The sequence below is a fragment of the Opitutales bacterium genome, from assembly GCA_013215165.1.
Lineage (GTDB): Bacteria > Verrucomicrobiota > Verrucomicrobiia > Opitutales > JABSRG01 > JABSRG01.
In genome coordinates, this window is sequence record JABSRG010000038.1 from 1 (window position 1) to 14131 (window position 14131).

General features: G+C 49.4%; 23 protein-coding genes. 7 read left to right on the forward strand and 16 right to left on the reverse strand.

Annotation, left to right across the window (positions count from 1 at the left end; genetic code table 11):
• Positions 1 to 82: 82 nt before the first annotated feature.
• The 6 genes from HRU10_09210 to HRU10_09235 all read right to left on the reverse strand — a co-directional run bounded on the left by HRU10_09210 (position 83) and on the right by HRU10_09235 (position 3345).
• Entirely contained in the window at positions 83 to 328 is a 246-nt protein-coding gene (locus HRU10_09210) for a hypothetical protein (GenBank protein ID NRA27413.1), read from the reverse strand.
• Positions 325 to 1356, reverse strand: a complete 1032-nt coding sequence (locus HRU10_09215) for a PD-(D/E)XK nuclease-like domain-containing protein (protein NRA27414.1) — start codon at positions 1354 to 1356, stop codon at positions 325 to 327. The genes HRU10_09210 and HRU10_09215 overlap by 4 nt, the downstream gene beginning before the upstream one ends.
• Entirely contained in the window at positions 1353 to 2048 is a 696-nt protein-coding gene (locus HRU10_09220) for a hypothetical protein (protein NRA27415.1), read from the reverse strand. Before HRU10_09220 ends, HRU10_09215 begins: the two co-directional genes overlap by 4 nt.
• 94 nt (positions 2049 to 2142) lie before the next feature.
• Complete coding sequence (locus HRU10_09225; protein NRA27416.1) at positions 2143 to 2475, reverse strand: MerR family transcriptional regulator; 333 nt, start codon at positions 2473 to 2475, stop codon at positions 2143 to 2145.
• Between the two features lie 169 nt (positions 2476 to 2644).
• Positions 2645 to 2935, reverse strand: coding sequence for a hypothetical protein (locus HRU10_09230; GenBank protein ID NRA27417.1), 291 nt, complete (start codon positions 2933 to 2935; stop codon positions 2645 to 2647).
• Positions 2936 to 2955: 20 nt separating this feature from the next.
• Positions 2956 to 3345 (reverse strand): hypothetical protein, encoded by a 390-nt coding sequence (locus HRU10_09235; GenBank protein ID NRA27418.1) that lies wholly within the window; start codon positions 3343 to 3345, stop codon positions 2956 to 2958.
• A 54-nt stretch (positions 3346 to 3399) separates the two neighbouring features.
• Between HRU10_09235 and HRU10_09240 the strand changes: the two genes are divergently transcribed.
• Positions 3400 to 3660: a hypothetical protein gene (locus tag HRU10_09240; GenBank protein NRA27419.1), complete on the forward strand. Its 261-nt coding sequence runs from the start codon at positions 3400 to 3402 to the stop codon at positions 3658 to 3660.
• Positions 3661 to 3669: 9 nt separating this feature from the next.
• On the opposite strand, the gene HRU10_09245 is transcribed toward HRU10_09240, so the two are convergent.
• The gene (locus tag HRU10_09245) at positions 3670 to 3930 is read right to left on the reverse strand and encodes a hypothetical protein (GenBank protein NRA27420.1); all 261 of its coding nucleotides are present in this window, start codon (positions 3928 to 3930) and stop codon (positions 3670 to 3672) included.
• Positions 3931 to 4052: 122 nt separating this feature from the next.
• On the opposite strand from HRU10_09245, the gene HRU10_09250 reads away from it, so the two are divergent.
• From HRU10_09250 to HRU10_09265, 4 genes are all read left to right on the forward strand, one after another.
• Positions 4053 to 4493, forward strand: a complete 441-nt coding sequence (locus HRU10_09250; GenBank protein NRA27421.1) for a hypothetical protein — start codon at positions 4053 to 4055, stop codon at positions 4491 to 4493.
• A gap of 56 nt (positions 4494 to 4549) precedes the next feature.
• Complete coding sequence (locus HRU10_09255; protein NRA27422.1) at positions 4550 to 5377, forward strand: hypothetical protein; 828 nt, start codon at positions 4550 to 4552, stop codon at positions 5375 to 5377.
• A gap of 128 nt (positions 5378 to 5505) precedes the next feature.
• Complete coding sequence (locus tag HRU10_09260; protein NRA27423.1) at positions 5506 to 5877, forward strand: hypothetical protein; 372 nt, start codon at positions 5506 to 5508, stop codon at positions 5875 to 5877.
• A 70-nt stretch (positions 5878 to 5947) separates the two neighbouring features.
• Positions 5948 to 6406 carry a hypothetical protein gene (locus HRU10_09265; protein ID NRA27424.1) on the forward strand — a complete coding sequence of 153 codons (459 nt, stop codon included), beginning with the start codon at positions 5948 to 5950 and terminating at the stop codon, positions 6404 to 6406.
• Here the strand turns inward: HRU10_09265 and HRU10_09270 are convergent.
• Positions 6403 to 6561: a hypothetical protein gene (locus tag HRU10_09270; protein ID NRA27425.1), complete on the reverse strand. Its 159-nt coding sequence runs from the start codon at positions 6559 to 6561 to the stop codon at positions 6403 to 6405. The two genes, HRU10_09265 and HRU10_09270, sit on opposite strands and share 4 nt — an antisense overlap.
• A 204-nt stretch (positions 6562 to 6765) precedes the next feature.
• On the opposite strand from HRU10_09270, the gene HRU10_09275 reads away from it, so the two are divergent.
• Positions 6766 to 7134: a hypothetical protein gene (locus HRU10_09275; GenBank protein ID NRA27426.1), complete on the forward strand. Its 369-nt coding sequence runs from the start codon at positions 6766 to 6768 to the stop codon at positions 7132 to 7134.
• Between the two features lie 66 nt (positions 7135 to 7200).
• Entirely contained in the window at positions 7201 to 7470 is a 270-nt protein-coding gene (locus HRU10_09280) for a hypothetical protein (GenBank protein ID NRA27427.1), read from the forward strand.
• A 94-nt stretch (positions 7471 to 7564) separates the two neighbouring features.
• Here the strand turns inward: HRU10_09280 and HRU10_09285 are convergent, their stop codons facing one another.
• The 8 genes from HRU10_09285 to HRU10_09320 form a co-directional block, all read right to left on the reverse strand.
• On the reverse strand, positions 7565 to 7903 hold the full coding sequence (locus tag HRU10_09285; GenBank protein ID NRA27428.1) for a hypothetical protein: 339 nt from the start codon (positions 7901 to 7903) through the stop codon (positions 7565 to 7567).
• 25 nt (positions 7904 to 7928) lie between these two features.
• A complete protein-coding gene (locus HRU10_09290) occupies positions 7929 to 8786 on the reverse strand; it encodes a phage integrase SAM-like domain-containing protein (GenBank protein NRA27429.1) in 858 nt (285 codons plus the stop codon).
• A gap of 284 nt (positions 8787 to 9070) precedes the next feature.
• A complete protein-coding gene (locus HRU10_09295) occupies positions 9071 to 9328 on the reverse strand; it encodes a hypothetical protein (protein NRA27430.1) in 258 nt (85 codons plus the stop codon).
• Positions 9329 to 9446: 118 nt separating this feature from the next.
• The gene (locus HRU10_09300; protein ID NRA27431.1) at positions 9447 to 12164 is read right to left on the reverse strand and encodes a hypothetical protein; all 2718 of its coding nucleotides are present in this window, start codon (positions 12162 to 12164) and stop codon (positions 9447 to 9449) included.
• The gene (locus tag HRU10_09305; GenBank protein ID NRA27432.1) at positions 12164 to 12565 is read right to left on the reverse strand and encodes a C40 family peptidase; all 402 of its coding nucleotides are present in this window, start codon (positions 12563 to 12565) and stop codon (positions 12164 to 12166) included. Before HRU10_09305 ends, HRU10_09300 begins: the two co-directional genes overlap by 1 nt.
• The gene (locus HRU10_09310; GenBank protein NRA27433.1) at positions 12566 to 13192 is read right to left on the reverse strand and encodes a hypothetical protein; all 627 of its coding nucleotides are present in this window, start codon (positions 13190 to 13192) and stop codon (positions 12566 to 12568) included.
• Entirely contained in the window at positions 13189 to 13797 is a 609-nt protein-coding gene (locus HRU10_09315) for a hypothetical protein (protein ID NRA27434.1), read from the reverse strand. Before HRU10_09315 ends, HRU10_09310 begins: the two co-directional genes overlap by 4 nt.
• Positions 13798 to 13857: 60 nt before the next feature.
• Positions 13858 to 14034, reverse strand: coding sequence for a hypothetical protein (locus HRU10_09320; protein ID NRA27435.1), 177 nt, complete (start codon positions 14032 to 14034; stop codon positions 13858 to 13860).
• Positions 14035 to 14131 lie beyond the last annotated feature (97 nt).

Genomic DNA, 14131 nt, shown 5'->3' on the forward strand with positions numbered 1-14131 from the left:
CCGGATCTTCGGACAGGTTCCGTTGAAGTATCAGCTTTAAAGTCTCTGTGTCTATCTTAGCCATGTCGCGTTTTTTTAGGATTTACCCAGCCTGGAGGTCTTCGCTCTCGATCTGCCGGGAGAGTTGATAGTGATTGTAATCGAGTCGCTTGAGAGCTAACTCACGGTCTCTCAAGGCGGCCTCAAACTGCCACACCTGGGCTTTTTGCCGTGCTATCGAGGCGGCGAGGGCGTCAATTTCTGCACGGACTGCGCGCCGGATCTCGTCGCACTGTTCGAGCTGCTTAGAGAGCGGCGCGGAGGGCTTTATGTCCGATAGTGTGCTCATGAGCATGCTAGCTCCTTTTTCCGCTCAAGCTCACGAACACCCCACGCAGGCAAATCAATAGGCTGAATGAGCCGTTGCGAGAACCCGTGCCAAAGTCCGTTTTTGTGAGCACTCTCTAGTGAATCGAGTAGGCGTGAAAGCTCATCGACATATAGGGCGGATTGCTCTGGCGTTCCCATAAATGGAGCCACGTCATGCGGCGGCGTGCTTTCTATCGCCCCCCAGACAAATGCCCCCACGCGCTTATTTGTTAAGGCTGGAATGGTCTCGCTGTAGAGAGCGTCTTGGAGCCAGTAGTCGAGCTTGCTGTAGCTGCGCTGAAAGCTAGCTATGTCTTCTGGGTGAAGGCTCGCGCATGTCTTGAGGTCGAGCACTGCTGATTCTCCAGGGTAAAAGCGCGGCGCTTGAGACCAGTGAGAGCAAGCGTGCTTCAGGCACTCAGCCAGCTCCTCGCTCATAGTCGGCACAAAGCCATCGGCACGCACCTGCAAGTAGGTCCATCCAAGATTGATGCGAAAGGTTACCTCCGGGACTGACTCCAAGAGCATAAGGCTGATAACCCTATTATTGAGACAGCGATGATATAGCAGCCGCGCACGGGCCTCCTGGTCCGAATTAATAAGCTCATATCCCCCTGCCTCTGCCTCAACCAGTAACGGCTCCCAGTAGTCCAGCTTTTCACGCAGGTCTTTGCTTATCTTTTGGTAGTCTGCCTCTCGGCGCGCCGGGCGCTCGGGCGCGCCGGCTGGCACTACATGATAGCGAGCCTTAAAAGCTTCTTCGCCCTCAAGTATCATGCAGTGAGCTGCGCTGCCGAAAGTCAGCGCAAAGCTCTCGCGCTTCTCTTGAGGCAAGGAGTGCTCAATGTGCCGAGCATGATACTCAAGGCGACGTTTGCGAAAAGTCTTGAGCTTGCTCGAAGACAGACAATTTGGTCTCGCATGGTAGACCTCATCGGGCTCGCCTAGGATAATACCGCAAGGGGGCTCCTGGTCGAGGCCATGCTTTACAGGGTCAAAGCGCTTCACTGGGCGGACTCCTGTTTAGTGGATGCTGCGCGTCGCGCTATCGTAGTGCCGCTGCCCTTTTCGCTAGGCTCTTCTCGCGTCAAGCCATCGAGGAATTCGTCCTCGGTTTCGCCAATTTCGATGAAATCTCCACCGTCAGGCATGTCCTCGACCTCCTGAGAGGTTCGCAACCCCTTGAGGACATCCCCAAACTGATCACGCAGCAAAAAGCCGCGCGCTCGAAACTTAAGCATGCGGCGGGGGTGCTGACTCCATGGCCCCGACTTACCCCACAGCCCAGCCTTCTTCGCGTCGGAGACTGTAAACGTCTCTGAGGCTGCCGAAAATCCTTGGCGCTTGACTGTAACCTTTACACCCTTGTCCTCTCCTTCGCCAACCGTTTCCTCATTATAGAGCTCCAGGAGCCCTGACTGCCTTACTAGGGCGAGGGCCGAATCCCCATATATGGTCGGCAACCCATTGATGACAGCAATGTTTTGCAGCGCCTGCATGGGCTGTAGTCCGATCTCTAAGCCGCACTGGATGGCAATGGCTACCTTTTCGGGCGTGTCGATGCCTTTTGGGGTGAGTTTACTTTTTACGATAGTCTGTGAGACTTGCATCAGTTCGTCGAGGCAACTTATGTTCATCGCTGAGCGACTTTGGAGCCGCGACTGCGGCCCTTGGGCTAATTGTATTTCTGTTTCACTCATGTCTTTTCATTTGGTTTTGGTTTGGAAAGTGGCTGGGCGCGGCGGTGTTAGGATCGGGCCGCCGCGCCCAGTAGGTGGTGTCTGCTCTGCTGTCTCAGGTTTGCTTTCTTCGCAAATTTGGTAGGCCGCGCTTGGCCTTGAGGACCGACTCGCCGGTGAACACCTGCTCGCCACGCGCACCGCGCCGAAGGAATACGAGGCCCCTTCGCTGCCAACAGTTGCGCAACGTATGCACCGAAAGGCCCAGCTCGGTAGCGGCTTCGCTCATAGTGTATTCGGGCTCAGGTGGCTCTGTGCCAAACACCCGCTTGAGGGCATGCCGCGTGCAGTGTTCTGCAAAGTCCCGAAGTTGCCTGGGGCTCAAAGTCACCTGCTGACCACTGCGCTGCACATCGTGCAGGCTGGTAGCTGTAGGGATTTCATGCATACTGCCCTGCCCCCTCTTTTGATCTCGCGATTTGCTGGATCTGTTCAGGACCGATTTCCAATTGGAGTTTGATCGGGTTCATTCCGAGACCTCCACTCTCATCTTTCCGCCATCACGTTCGATCACGTAGTCGGCTAGTTGTTGTCGTCCTTTCATAGTATTAAAGCGTTCACGCTGTAGGACCCTTCCTCATTGCAGATATTACAGACAGACCACTGAAAATAAGCATGCCATGGGGGCCGCGGCGTCTCACCTCAAGTCCCCTACGCTTCCAATCTGTGCGCAAAGTGCTGATGCTAATTTTCAGTAGCTTGGCAGCATCTTCCATCGAGTATTCTTGGACTTCGGATGCTTCGCCGTAGGTTCGCTTTTCGCGTAGATCTAAGAGAACATTTGCGAACTCTTCTAACTCCCCGACCGTTGTGAGAATAGGCATGCCCTTCACAGAGTTCTTCTGCATACCCTGATGATCTAGGAGCTTCACGCAGCCTCCTTTGCTCTTACATTCACCACGCGCACACCGCCACGAGTCCGGGAGCGAAAATTTATATCATCCTCGACCTGCAGTGCCGCTACACTCGCCAGGGTCAGTAGGAAAACGCTGAGTATTCCTTTGATAGCAGCGAGACGCTCAAAAGCCCGAGTAGAATCCCCAGAGGAAAGATCCTCCTCTATCAGCATCGTCTGCTCATAGATCGCGCGGTCTCGCTGCTCGCGGGCTTCTTTCGATTCTTTGAAGATATCACGCAGGATGCCAGTCCACAAGAGTTGCCCTTCTTGGCGGAGCTTGGTCAAGCGTGCCTCAAAGCGGTCAAGTATCCGCGGGGCCTCTTCGTCGAGGTTCAATATCTTTTGAGAGTGGGAGTTCATGGTCGAAGCTTTAAAATTGCCCCTCCCGCAGCGGGTGCTACGGTCAGGGCTGTTATGAAGAAAGTTGAATTATCTAAGAATCAGAATGGATGTTGGGAACTGCCTGAGTGCGCACAGCTACAAGGCATCGGTCCGAGTTTAATCGATGGCGATTTGCCCTCATCCACCGTATCAATCCAGTATACGAACCATAGTAATGAATGGATGGAGCTTCAGATGCCTCTTGGGGACTTCCTTTATCTGCACAACATGTCGCGTCAGTTTGTGAGAGATGAGAAGCTTCAGCACCTTTTGAGTGATCCGAAGAATAATTAGAACGGGTGTTCATGCGGCTACCCCCTTCCGCATTGTCACCTTGAGTAGAGTTGCGACGTCGATCCCTGCCTCAGAGGCCTCGCGGACGAGCTTGTAGATGTTTTCCTCCTCAGGTGTCTTTGGTATGTGACCACCGCGCCGAAGGTAATCATGCAGGCAGTCACTGAGTAATTTAGATACATTCCCACCGTGCTCTGCTTTCGCTACCTCCTTAACAACCGATTCGACATCCTCTGTAACTCGAAAAGCTAATGTTTGCGTGTTTAACATGTGGAACAGAAAGGACGCAAAAAGTGCGCTTTGCAAGTATTTTGTTTAACACGTTTAACAAGTTTAACGCAACCTCTTGATTATTAACTCGTTATTTTGTTAGACATCGCAAACAAACAGGCATGGCTAGCAAAAAGAAAGGACTAGAAGTCACCTTGGCCTGCAGGGTTGACGATGAATTTGCGCAAAAAGTGGAGGCAGCCCGAGGTAAACAACCGAAGTCCGAGTTCTTTCGTGAAGCAATTCAGGCTAAAATATCGGGTCAACCTACAGAGTTGCCAGCACCTGAATCAGACAAGCCGCTGACTGCACTGATCCATGAGTTCCTAGATGCGATTTATCGCAGAAAGTGGAACGAAACAGCGGAAGGCTCTTTAAACGAAACCGAAGCCTTGGTTAATATGCTCAGATCATATGTCGACAACGGGCCTGAAATAGACGCCAGCGACTTGCTCGACGAAGCTCAAGAGATCGTCGACGAACAAAAACGCGAGGTTGCTAGACGGAAACTCGAAGAAGGTATGCGACGAGAATCGGCTCGATCGCGAAAAAAAGCTGGTTAACGGGCAGTCTCAGCGGTAATCGAATGGGATTCCGCCCAATTCAAAATCTAAGAGTTATGGAATTCCTCATTGGCGTTATCCTGGTAATTGGCTTCATTATAAGCTTTGTCTCTAAAATCACTCCAAAAAAGATTATACGTGAAGTCGTAAATGAGGCATCCGGTAATTCGACCTCACCTGGACAAACAAAGGCGCAAGGAGAGGGTTCTAACGAATGGTTAAAAGAGCGCTGGAATCTCGCCAACGAATCTAAAGCAAAAAGAGACTTTGATTTGTTTCCTAAATGGTATTTCGATCCTGCTAGCGAAAACCAATTGAAATACCTTGAGGACCTAGGGGTTAACCATGACGCTAAGTCTTTAACAAAAGGGCAGGCTTCAGATCTAATAGGTCTGCAACACGAAGCAGACGATCAAGATATCGAGGTCCTTAAGTTTTTTAAGGTATCGACGGGCCGAATGAATCAAACCCGCGCTAGACATGAAGCTATGCGTCTTCTGAGCGAGCCACAAAACGCTGCTAAATGGGAAGCGCGTCCGCCATCTGCGGAACAAAAGGAATTCTTCAAATTCTTCGGCCTAAAAGCCCCAAAAGGCCTAACGCTTAACGAGGCTGAAAAAATTATACGCGACCACAAGAGAGAGTTGTCAGATAAGGGAGCTCCAAAGCTCGATGAATGGGAGCATTACGAGGACATCCTGGATCAAATAGCCGATAACGATACTCGTGATGACTACGACATACGCAAGCCCAGCGCAGCCCTGATCAGGCAGGCACTTAAAGAATTAAACGAAGATGGAATGTCTTACGAAGATGTGGTGGATGACCTAGATGTCCTAATTGAAAAGTTGATTACACTAAAGCCCGACTTGCAAAAGGGCTAAAGCGATTGGGTAAACACTGATTAAATGAGCAATAAAACCAACGCCATAGGTCTCTCGGCAGCACAGACGAAAAGGCTGGTTAATCTGAAAAATCCATGATGTTCTCGAAGCATCAAAATCACTAAGAAATGAACACGTTACGTATTATATCGATTGCCTTTCTTTTATCAGTTCTAGCGGGTTGTGCCCCAGGGGGATACAACGCCAGTACTAACTGGAAAGAGGCATCGATCATCAATACTCTGGAATACCCAGTAGCCGTTAAAGTGGCTCAGATTGACGCCCAAACCTACGAGGTAGAAGCTGGAGAGGCACGTTTTATTGCTGCAACTGGGGTCAACCAGCCTCTTGAACAATTGGAGCGCTATGAGGCCGCCGCGAGAATTGAGCTAAAGAACCGACTCGGCCCGAACATCGTTATCACGCGGATATCCTATCAGCAGCCAGACGGCTGGGCTAAAGCTTTCTTCCGGTTTAGGGTAGAATTTCCCGATCAATAAACGCACAGCGAAGAACTTTTTTCAGGTTATTTTCATAGCGTCCGACGTAAAGGAGACTATGAGTCTTTTAATGGAGCCAAAAAAATGTATCGTCGGACGCGATCGAGGCAAAGCTAAAGAGGGCAATCAATCTGAGGTTTACGCGGAAATCATTTTTGAATTGGCTGAAGGCGCAATGGCAGACAGCCCGAAAATAACCGTCCGAATCACTGACCCGGCTTTGTGGGAGCGAATCCAAGAACATACCACGGCAAAAGGTTTGGACTACAGCGAGTTCCTTCGCGGATGCGTGGAGCTATACTTTAGCCAGGACATATCAAAACTTAGGCCCCTCGACGATTCTGTCCTCGTAGACCTCGCTCAGATGTTCTGCGGCCCTGTCGATGCTCAGGAGATGGCTGAGCTTACCAAAGGCGAAGATCAGCCCAAATTACTTAGGGACATGATCCGCGATCAGATGCTTGAACTTAAGGGTGACCCAGAGATCGACGCCTTGCTCGATGAGGCTGAGAGACAGATGAATGACTAGCGGTCTTCTGGGTAATCCTTCTCCAAGTGCTCGCAGAGAATACGGATGATGCGCTCATACTCCGCTTTAGTGCGATTTTGCTGAAGCACCTTGCGAGCGACGCCGATGAGCAACAGGCGACGTGGTAAGGTAATCTCATCTTTTTTCTGAGACATGGCCGGGAGGACTTTGAGAGCTGATACAACGATACAGGAACGGGGCAGGCGTAGATATATACCGCCTATATTTTATAATTTTCGATTTAAACACATGTTTTTCAACGATTTAGGAAATTTCCTAAACAATAGCCTATTTGTGGCGAATTAGACTCAACAAACCTTCCTTTTTTTGGAAATTTCCAATTTCCAATCCTCTGCCATATGGAGCAATCCACCAAACTTTTTCTGGAAATCGTAGATTCCTACGGCATCACCGATCGGGCATTCCTAGAATTGATCGGGCACAAACCAGACGCACTTATCACGGAGCTTTCCACCGAAAAGCGAAAAAAGCTCCCTCCTGAAATTGTGTTCGGCCTCATCGGGAACATCCCGCGCGAAGAGTGGTGGCCGGTCTTCAACGCCTACTCAGAAGAGCAGGGCGGCCCCGCCGGCGACGATTTACGTGTGATTACATCGCATCAAAATGACCCAGCTATAAACGAACAGCACGCGGCGCTGAGAGAGCTTGGGTTGCGCATAAGAGATCTTTACGGATGGCTAAAAGGCTTAGACCACCGTGAAGCTTAAGTTTTCCTAACGCGGACCTGCGAGTTTTGCGAACACGCGCCATACTTTTTATGCTAAGATAGAGTTATGGCATCAGCTAAATACACACTAGACACCCAGCTAGGAGGCTTGGGAATAATTGAAATCGAGCATCTAGGCTCATATAAACGCGCGCGTTTCTTGGAAAGATGGATGCATGAACGGATAGACGAAACAATCGTCAAGTCGACAATGCTTAGCATCATAGAGATTTGGCATAAATTCGAGCCGTCGAAATCCGACCGGGCTATTTGTGCGGAACTTGCAGAAGAGTCAGTGGAGGATTCGGACTTTACGATAAGTCTCGAAAAATCATAGCCCGGACATCCGGTCTTCACCACATCCGTGGAGCTGCCTTAGCTTCAAGCTCTGCTTCGATTCAGACAGGTACATCAGGACGCGGTATTCTAGCTCAAGAACGCTTAGACCTAGGCAGAATAGCCACGTAAGCTTCAGCCTCCTCGATACTTTTATCGTCAGCCCTATAATGTTTGAGGAAAATGCTCTCAGTGCGATCCGACATCATCTGTGCGACCCGCTTGTTGTCTCCGAGCAAGGTAGACATGTAAGTGCCGAAGCTCTTACGCGGAGAGTTATGCGGGATTTTCATTTTCGCGCGTTCTTCGAACTTATGCCGGCGGTAGTAAAACTGCCGTCTGGTCATGGCCCAGTCCTTTGGATCAATCATCTTCAGCCATGGCCAAAGGTTTTCGGGCAGTCCCTCGGCGAGATGGTCGGTCGCTTGTTTCATTTGCCTAGCCGTGAAGATCAGCCGTTTAGAATCGAAGCGAATTTCCGAGCCATTCATTGTATCTTCGAGCTCTTCGCCATCGTCGAGGTAGGCCATTGACGCGCGAATACCTCCCCAAAAACACAGAGCCATAAGGCCGCAGAAAGAAGGATCCTCTTTTTTCGTTCTTTTCGAAGAGTTTTTTGATGTCGGCCACATCCATCGTGACCGGTATCAATTTCTCACCCTTCGGCAGAACCAGATTGTTTGCTGGGTTTTTGTGCAAGACCTCTAGTTTGTTGATGGCGTGATTGAAGATTTGCTGAGCCCACTTCACATGATTTCGAACAGTAGTTGCCCCCATAAGCTCTCCAGTGCGAGGCACGATAAACTCACACAGATAGTCAGCAAACCCTTGGCAATCGGTTCGCGTTATAGATGAAGCCTTGGTTGATGGCCCAACAAAATCGACAAACCGACGAGCTTGGGTCTTCGCATGTGTCAGCCCCTTGTTCCCAGTCTTCTCAAGGTATTCGATGAATGAATCATAGATTTCCTGAACCGTAACGGTTGAGGCCTTCCCGATTGCCTCAACGTAATCGCGCGCGAAATCCTCAAGCTTATCTGACCCCAAGATCTCTGCAGCCCGTACTGCCGAGCGGTAAAGGTCTTCATCGAAGCTCACTAGGAGCGGAAGGAATAGGCTGAATTTTTTCTTGTACAGCCTCAAATATTCAGCTTTTTCACCCTTGGTCTTAAAAGTCGGCCTTAATCTTTGAGATTTTCCCCCAGGTTTGGGATGTCGAAAGTCCCACCCAAAAGGCTTGCTTTGGTTCTTACCGTCGTAATCCCTGAAGCTAGGAAAATTACGAACGTATATCTCTGGAATCTCAAATTTGTCCATATTCTGTCCAATTGCTTGTCCAATTTACGTCCACTAAATTCAAAATACGCCACAAAACAAGACTAAACCTGTCCCCGCCTAGCTACTGCCAGAAACACCCACAAGCCCACTAATAGAGCCGAAACGGGCACAAAAAAAGGGATCTGTGAAGATCCCCAAAAACAAGGTGGCGGAGGAAGAGGGATTCAGCACTTAAATTCATAAGGCATTGACAATTAACAAACTGTGATCCTAGAGAAATAATCTCTGTCCACAAATTGACCTCTTTTTGAAAACTAAACCTGTTACTCTATAGCAACCCATTCGTCTGCGCGATTATCGAAGAACCAGGTGAAGCCATACTCTTCGCCCCAATACATGAAGGTGTAGTAACGAAATGGAACCATGCCGCTTAGGGACACCGTGACTGAGCTGCCGATCGTATTTATGTTCTGAAAGACGAAAACATCAGTCCTCGTGAAATTCAAAAGCAATGTATCTGAGTAACTCGTGGCTTGTGTGACTATCGCCTTTAAATTCCCATTGGTAGCCTCCGAACTCACGCGTCTCGCCCATCTGTGGGGGCCGGATATGAAGCAGGATGTTTAGTCTGTTGAGTATTTGAGCAGCCAACAAAAGTTAGCGTGATGATTGCAATTAATATCAGGTTTTTCATTTCATTCAATTTTGGATGTTTTCAATTCTCCAAGGGCCATGACCTTCGGTGTTCCAATTCTTCGGAGTGGTTTCGTCTACTTCTCGAATGATCATGTATAGATCGCCTGTGCCTGTTGCATCATTCGCATATCGCTTCCAAGGCGAAGGCTCACGAGATGTTGAATTCGGACGAGACGGCTCACTTGGATTATACTGCCAACAAATTTCGTATTGAGTCGTCGGATTCTGATTAAACGGATATGGATACCAAAAACCGTCAGTTGCTGATGGGGGATGGAATGAATTCCCTCCGTCTGGAGAAATGATCATCTGCTCATTGATGGTCGGTATCGGTAAATCGAATGAGTAATTGGGGCCGGCTCCAAACAATGAAACGAAGGTTGTTGCCCATCCAATCGTTAGAGGCTGGTCGGTCGGGTATGCTATATCGAATGTTGTAGGGAACTGGAACCCGCGTGATCGATTTCGGCCCATATTTATGATGGCGGACTCTACTCCAGAACGATTGACCGTAGAAACTCCCCAATAGGAGAAATCACCTGGAGGGAACGGAATATCAATTATGTTGGTGAGACTCGAACCATACAGCCCCCACACTGGATCTGGACCCGGAAGGTCGGGAGATAGAGGATACCTGTAAATATTGAACCTGATTATATCGCTTTGATCAGGAAACGCCCACGAAAGCCTAAAACCAAGTGGAGTTAATTCAAAGAGAGGCGCGGCTGGAACGCCTGAAGTGTTTGTTTTCGCCGAAATTGTATGTGTCACAATTCCTGTCCAAGCGGACCGGTTAATCCTAGTTCGTGACTGAAGTCTGACTTGATATTTCTCTCCGTCTTCTACGTCCCAGATATATGCTTCATTCACATTACCATCTACAAGTCCAGCACTGAGCCAGTTTGCTGCACCCGTTTTCCGGTATTGAATCTCAATGTGGCCTCCGCGGGTGACGTAAATATCCTGCGGGTCGGTCCAGGTGACATAAAGACGGCTTACTACGGTGCCGTCATTCTTCACATAGAGAAAAAGGTTTCCGCTGAATAGCTGAACATTGGTGGGCGCTGCGACGCTGCGAAAGTCTGGCAGATTCGTGTTCGGTGCGGGATCTACTTCCTGTTCTTCGCTTGTATTCCAGTCGAAATTTTCCTCAGCGGTTTCCTTGAGGACTAAAGAGATGCCTACACCTGAACCGCCCTTTTCACCTGGCAGAGGGACGCGACCCCATTGCTGAACACGGAACACCTTATTCTCAAAGCCAAAGCGTGTGGAATTTAGTCTCACATTCTTTCCCGGAAGCGCTTGATAAGTCTTTTCGTTCAACCTCCAAACACCCTTGTGTAGTAACTCTTGGCGAGATTCTAGTAGGATGATTTTACAGATCCGTTGCGCCATTGTGGGCGATTTGGTCAAGGGTAGCTCAATATCAATTATCGATTGTCGAGGGCGTTTTAGCTGCAGTGATCCGCTACCCCAAGTTGGGCTCGTTGCAGTCGCAATAAATACTAGGCCGACCGAGTTTTCATCAGCTCCGACTCCAGTAAAATCAGCATCGCCATCAAGACTGACTATCCGATAACCTGATCCAACTGCGAGCGAACCTGAAGAGATTGAAGACCCTTCGTCATCGCCATCCTGAGCCGCAAAGGTCTCACTCAGAAGGGGCGGCATGTCTTCGATATTGTAGTTGCTCTGTTCGCTTGAAATGCGGGCTTTTACGCCGTTAAAGGTGTCTTTGTATGGAATCGCTGTGACGAGCGTCGGGAACTGGATTAGATCATCATCTGAGAGCGTGATTGTAGGCTCGTTCCATACACCGGACTGCCATGAGTGGAGGCCTTGAGTGTAGTTGTGAGTGCCTGCCATGGCCTCAATGAGTTTCTCAATGATCGATCGAGGCCGCGCTTCCATTGTAAATACGCCGCTGCTCTCGTATCGTTTTTCAGTTCCGATGCCATCAAGGGGGATATCTTCGTTGCAAGCTAAGGTAGCGGCATCGATTTCGGACTGGTAGAGCTCATCGGTATCAAGACCGAGTCCGAGGTTTCTATCGTAATGATAGTCGAGGAGTTGGAGCGAAGGGTTCTTTGTAAAAGCAGATGTCTGATTGAATGGATCGTAACAGATCTTTCCGTCGAGAATCGCAGTGACATTTGGAATCCGGTTGAAAACCTCATCGTCCCATTCAAGCCGCAAATATAGCGCTGCAATTTCTCTTAGCCTGTCCGCTGAAGTCCAGAGCCCTGACAGATTGGAAATCATCGTAGAATTAGCGGCCTGGTCAGGGGAGCCTAGAAGCTTAACAAAGCTGACATGCCCTGAATATTTGCTTTGAACCGTTCCGCTTGAATTGATCGCTAATTCATCGCCAAAATAAACATCCTTGATCGCACTCACCTGATGACCAGCTAGAGCAATGATCAAATGAAGATAACGCCCATCGTTTCCGGTTACGTGAGCAAAGATCAGTACCCCTCCTTTGCGCTGAGTTCCATAGACTAACTCGCGGGCTTTTGCGGGTGCTCTGATGGTCTCGAGGATGCCCTCGATGCTTGCCGCCTTTGCGGCCTTAGCAGCCTTTCGCGCAGATAGATACGACATCCCTAAACTCGCGCCAACCGTCAGAACAGTGCCCCAAGAAACCGCAAGCGTACCAATCGTGAACGCTGTAGCTCCCAGAGCGGATCCGAGTGCGGCTACTCCTGCAACAACAGGCGGCATTATCGTGCCACCTCCCAGGCTACAAAATCATCATGAAGCTCAACGGTTGCAATTCCCCCCTCTAGACGCGGATGAACAACTTTGTTTCCACCTACATAAATTCCGAGAATTCCGCCAAAATTTGGTTCTGGTTGAAAAATTATGTCTCCAACTCTTGGATACTCCACGGTTGGGAACCCAGCTTTGTGGCATGTATGAGCAACCAGGGATTTAAACCCTCCGTGCTTACGGCAATACTTGTAAGCAGCGTGTTCGGTCGAATATTTCGGATAAACAAAAACTTCCTTACCGCTGATCTTCTTAATCCATTCGGTAACGAAGTGAGCACAATCATGTTGGCCCCATTTAAATGGTTTAAGTGAATTCTTGAGTATGAAAGCGGTTATTTTGAGGGAGGTCATCTATTTCCTTTCGTATTCAGGGCGCTCTGATGGCCGGGAACCGCCACTTGATTGAGTCGGCATGTTGTTGGGCTCTTGGCCCCAAGGGAGATCCTTTTCCACAAGGCTCTTTACATAGCGAAGGCCCGTGTCGTCAGGGTATCGCGATTTCTGATCTTCGTTCGTGTAGTGGCGAACTCGAGGGCGGTCTAAATCCGCGATGCTTGATTCGAGGGAGAGGCTGATACTGCCTGTCTTTTCACCTTCATTCACAACCATCTGATCCATGCGACCAGCAAAGTGCAAAGTGGGATCGGGAATGATTCCATTCTCATCAAATAGAGCCTCCCATATCTTAGCTTTACGTCGCCGATATCGAGCGGACAAGGCGAGCGAAAGCATCTCTGAAGGCACTCCATTGAGCTTCACTGAGCTATTCGCAACCGTAAGCTTGTCGGTTTCCGTAGCGCCTCCAATCTGACCCAAAATGCCCACACCCGTGTAAGTGTTACCATTCCAAGGCAGGTCTCCGTATCCAGTCCAAGCATACAGCGGATTATCTTCGAAATCCAAGAATACGAGATAGGCGTGATGGGTCCGGCCACTTGCGAGAGCGGCCAGTACCTGAGAGGTCGCTGGTCTGCTCATAAAATGGCCTCCGTCATTGCAATTGATATTCCCACGCGCCGAAGCTGATCGACTGTCCATTCTGGCGTAGCAGCCAACCGCCACTCTCCTTGTGGATTGTTAAAGATCAAAACTTGTCCAGCTGAGCACCTGAGAGAAACAGGTCGCGGAAATACTTCAAAGGTCGCGCCGCCGAGAGAATTAGTTCGAACGTCCTCGAGGCACTTAAAAAGGGACCCATTGATTTCAAACCAGTCACCCGCGATTAGAAATTTAGAATTATTCGCTTTCGCATCGGTAATCGTCATCGTGCTGTCGAAAGTAGAAAAGCTCGCTAGGTTAACGACTCCTGTTGGCCGTCCACGCGATGATCTCCCGCCGAAGACTCCGCACTTGAACGTTCCAACTTGCCCCTGAAGCCTTAACAGGAACGACAAGAGCTTCTCAGCATTGTCGCGAAGCATCGGTGTAAATGTCAACTGTCGCTCCCAATAGCTTCCATCTGTCGATTGGACAGAAGTGATGCCTGTATATATCCCGCGATGCGACACCCCTTGAGATACCGGCTTAAAGGTATCAGAGATAGGGCCGAGGTCGGTCGGAAAACTGAGTGGATATGTAGGCATTTGATTGATTTCGATCCCTACTCACAGCGGCCTGACCGTTCGGTTTTCGGGATAAATGCGTTAATTCTTTTTATGCTCTGGTTTTGATAACCAGAATGATTCGGAACCATCATTGACATAGTTCTCGTATGACGAAGCGCGCCAGCGCTCAGCGTCCTCTAAAGTGAATCGGGTGCCCGATTGCATCGCTTTTAAGTTCACCGTTACTTCTCTCAAGGCGTCAGTGACTTCGATCATAGCTTTAGTATTTGTATCAACATCCTTCCGGAGTTGGCCGACATATATTCCAGATCCGAAAACCAGACTACAGACTGTCAGGATTGATATAAAATAT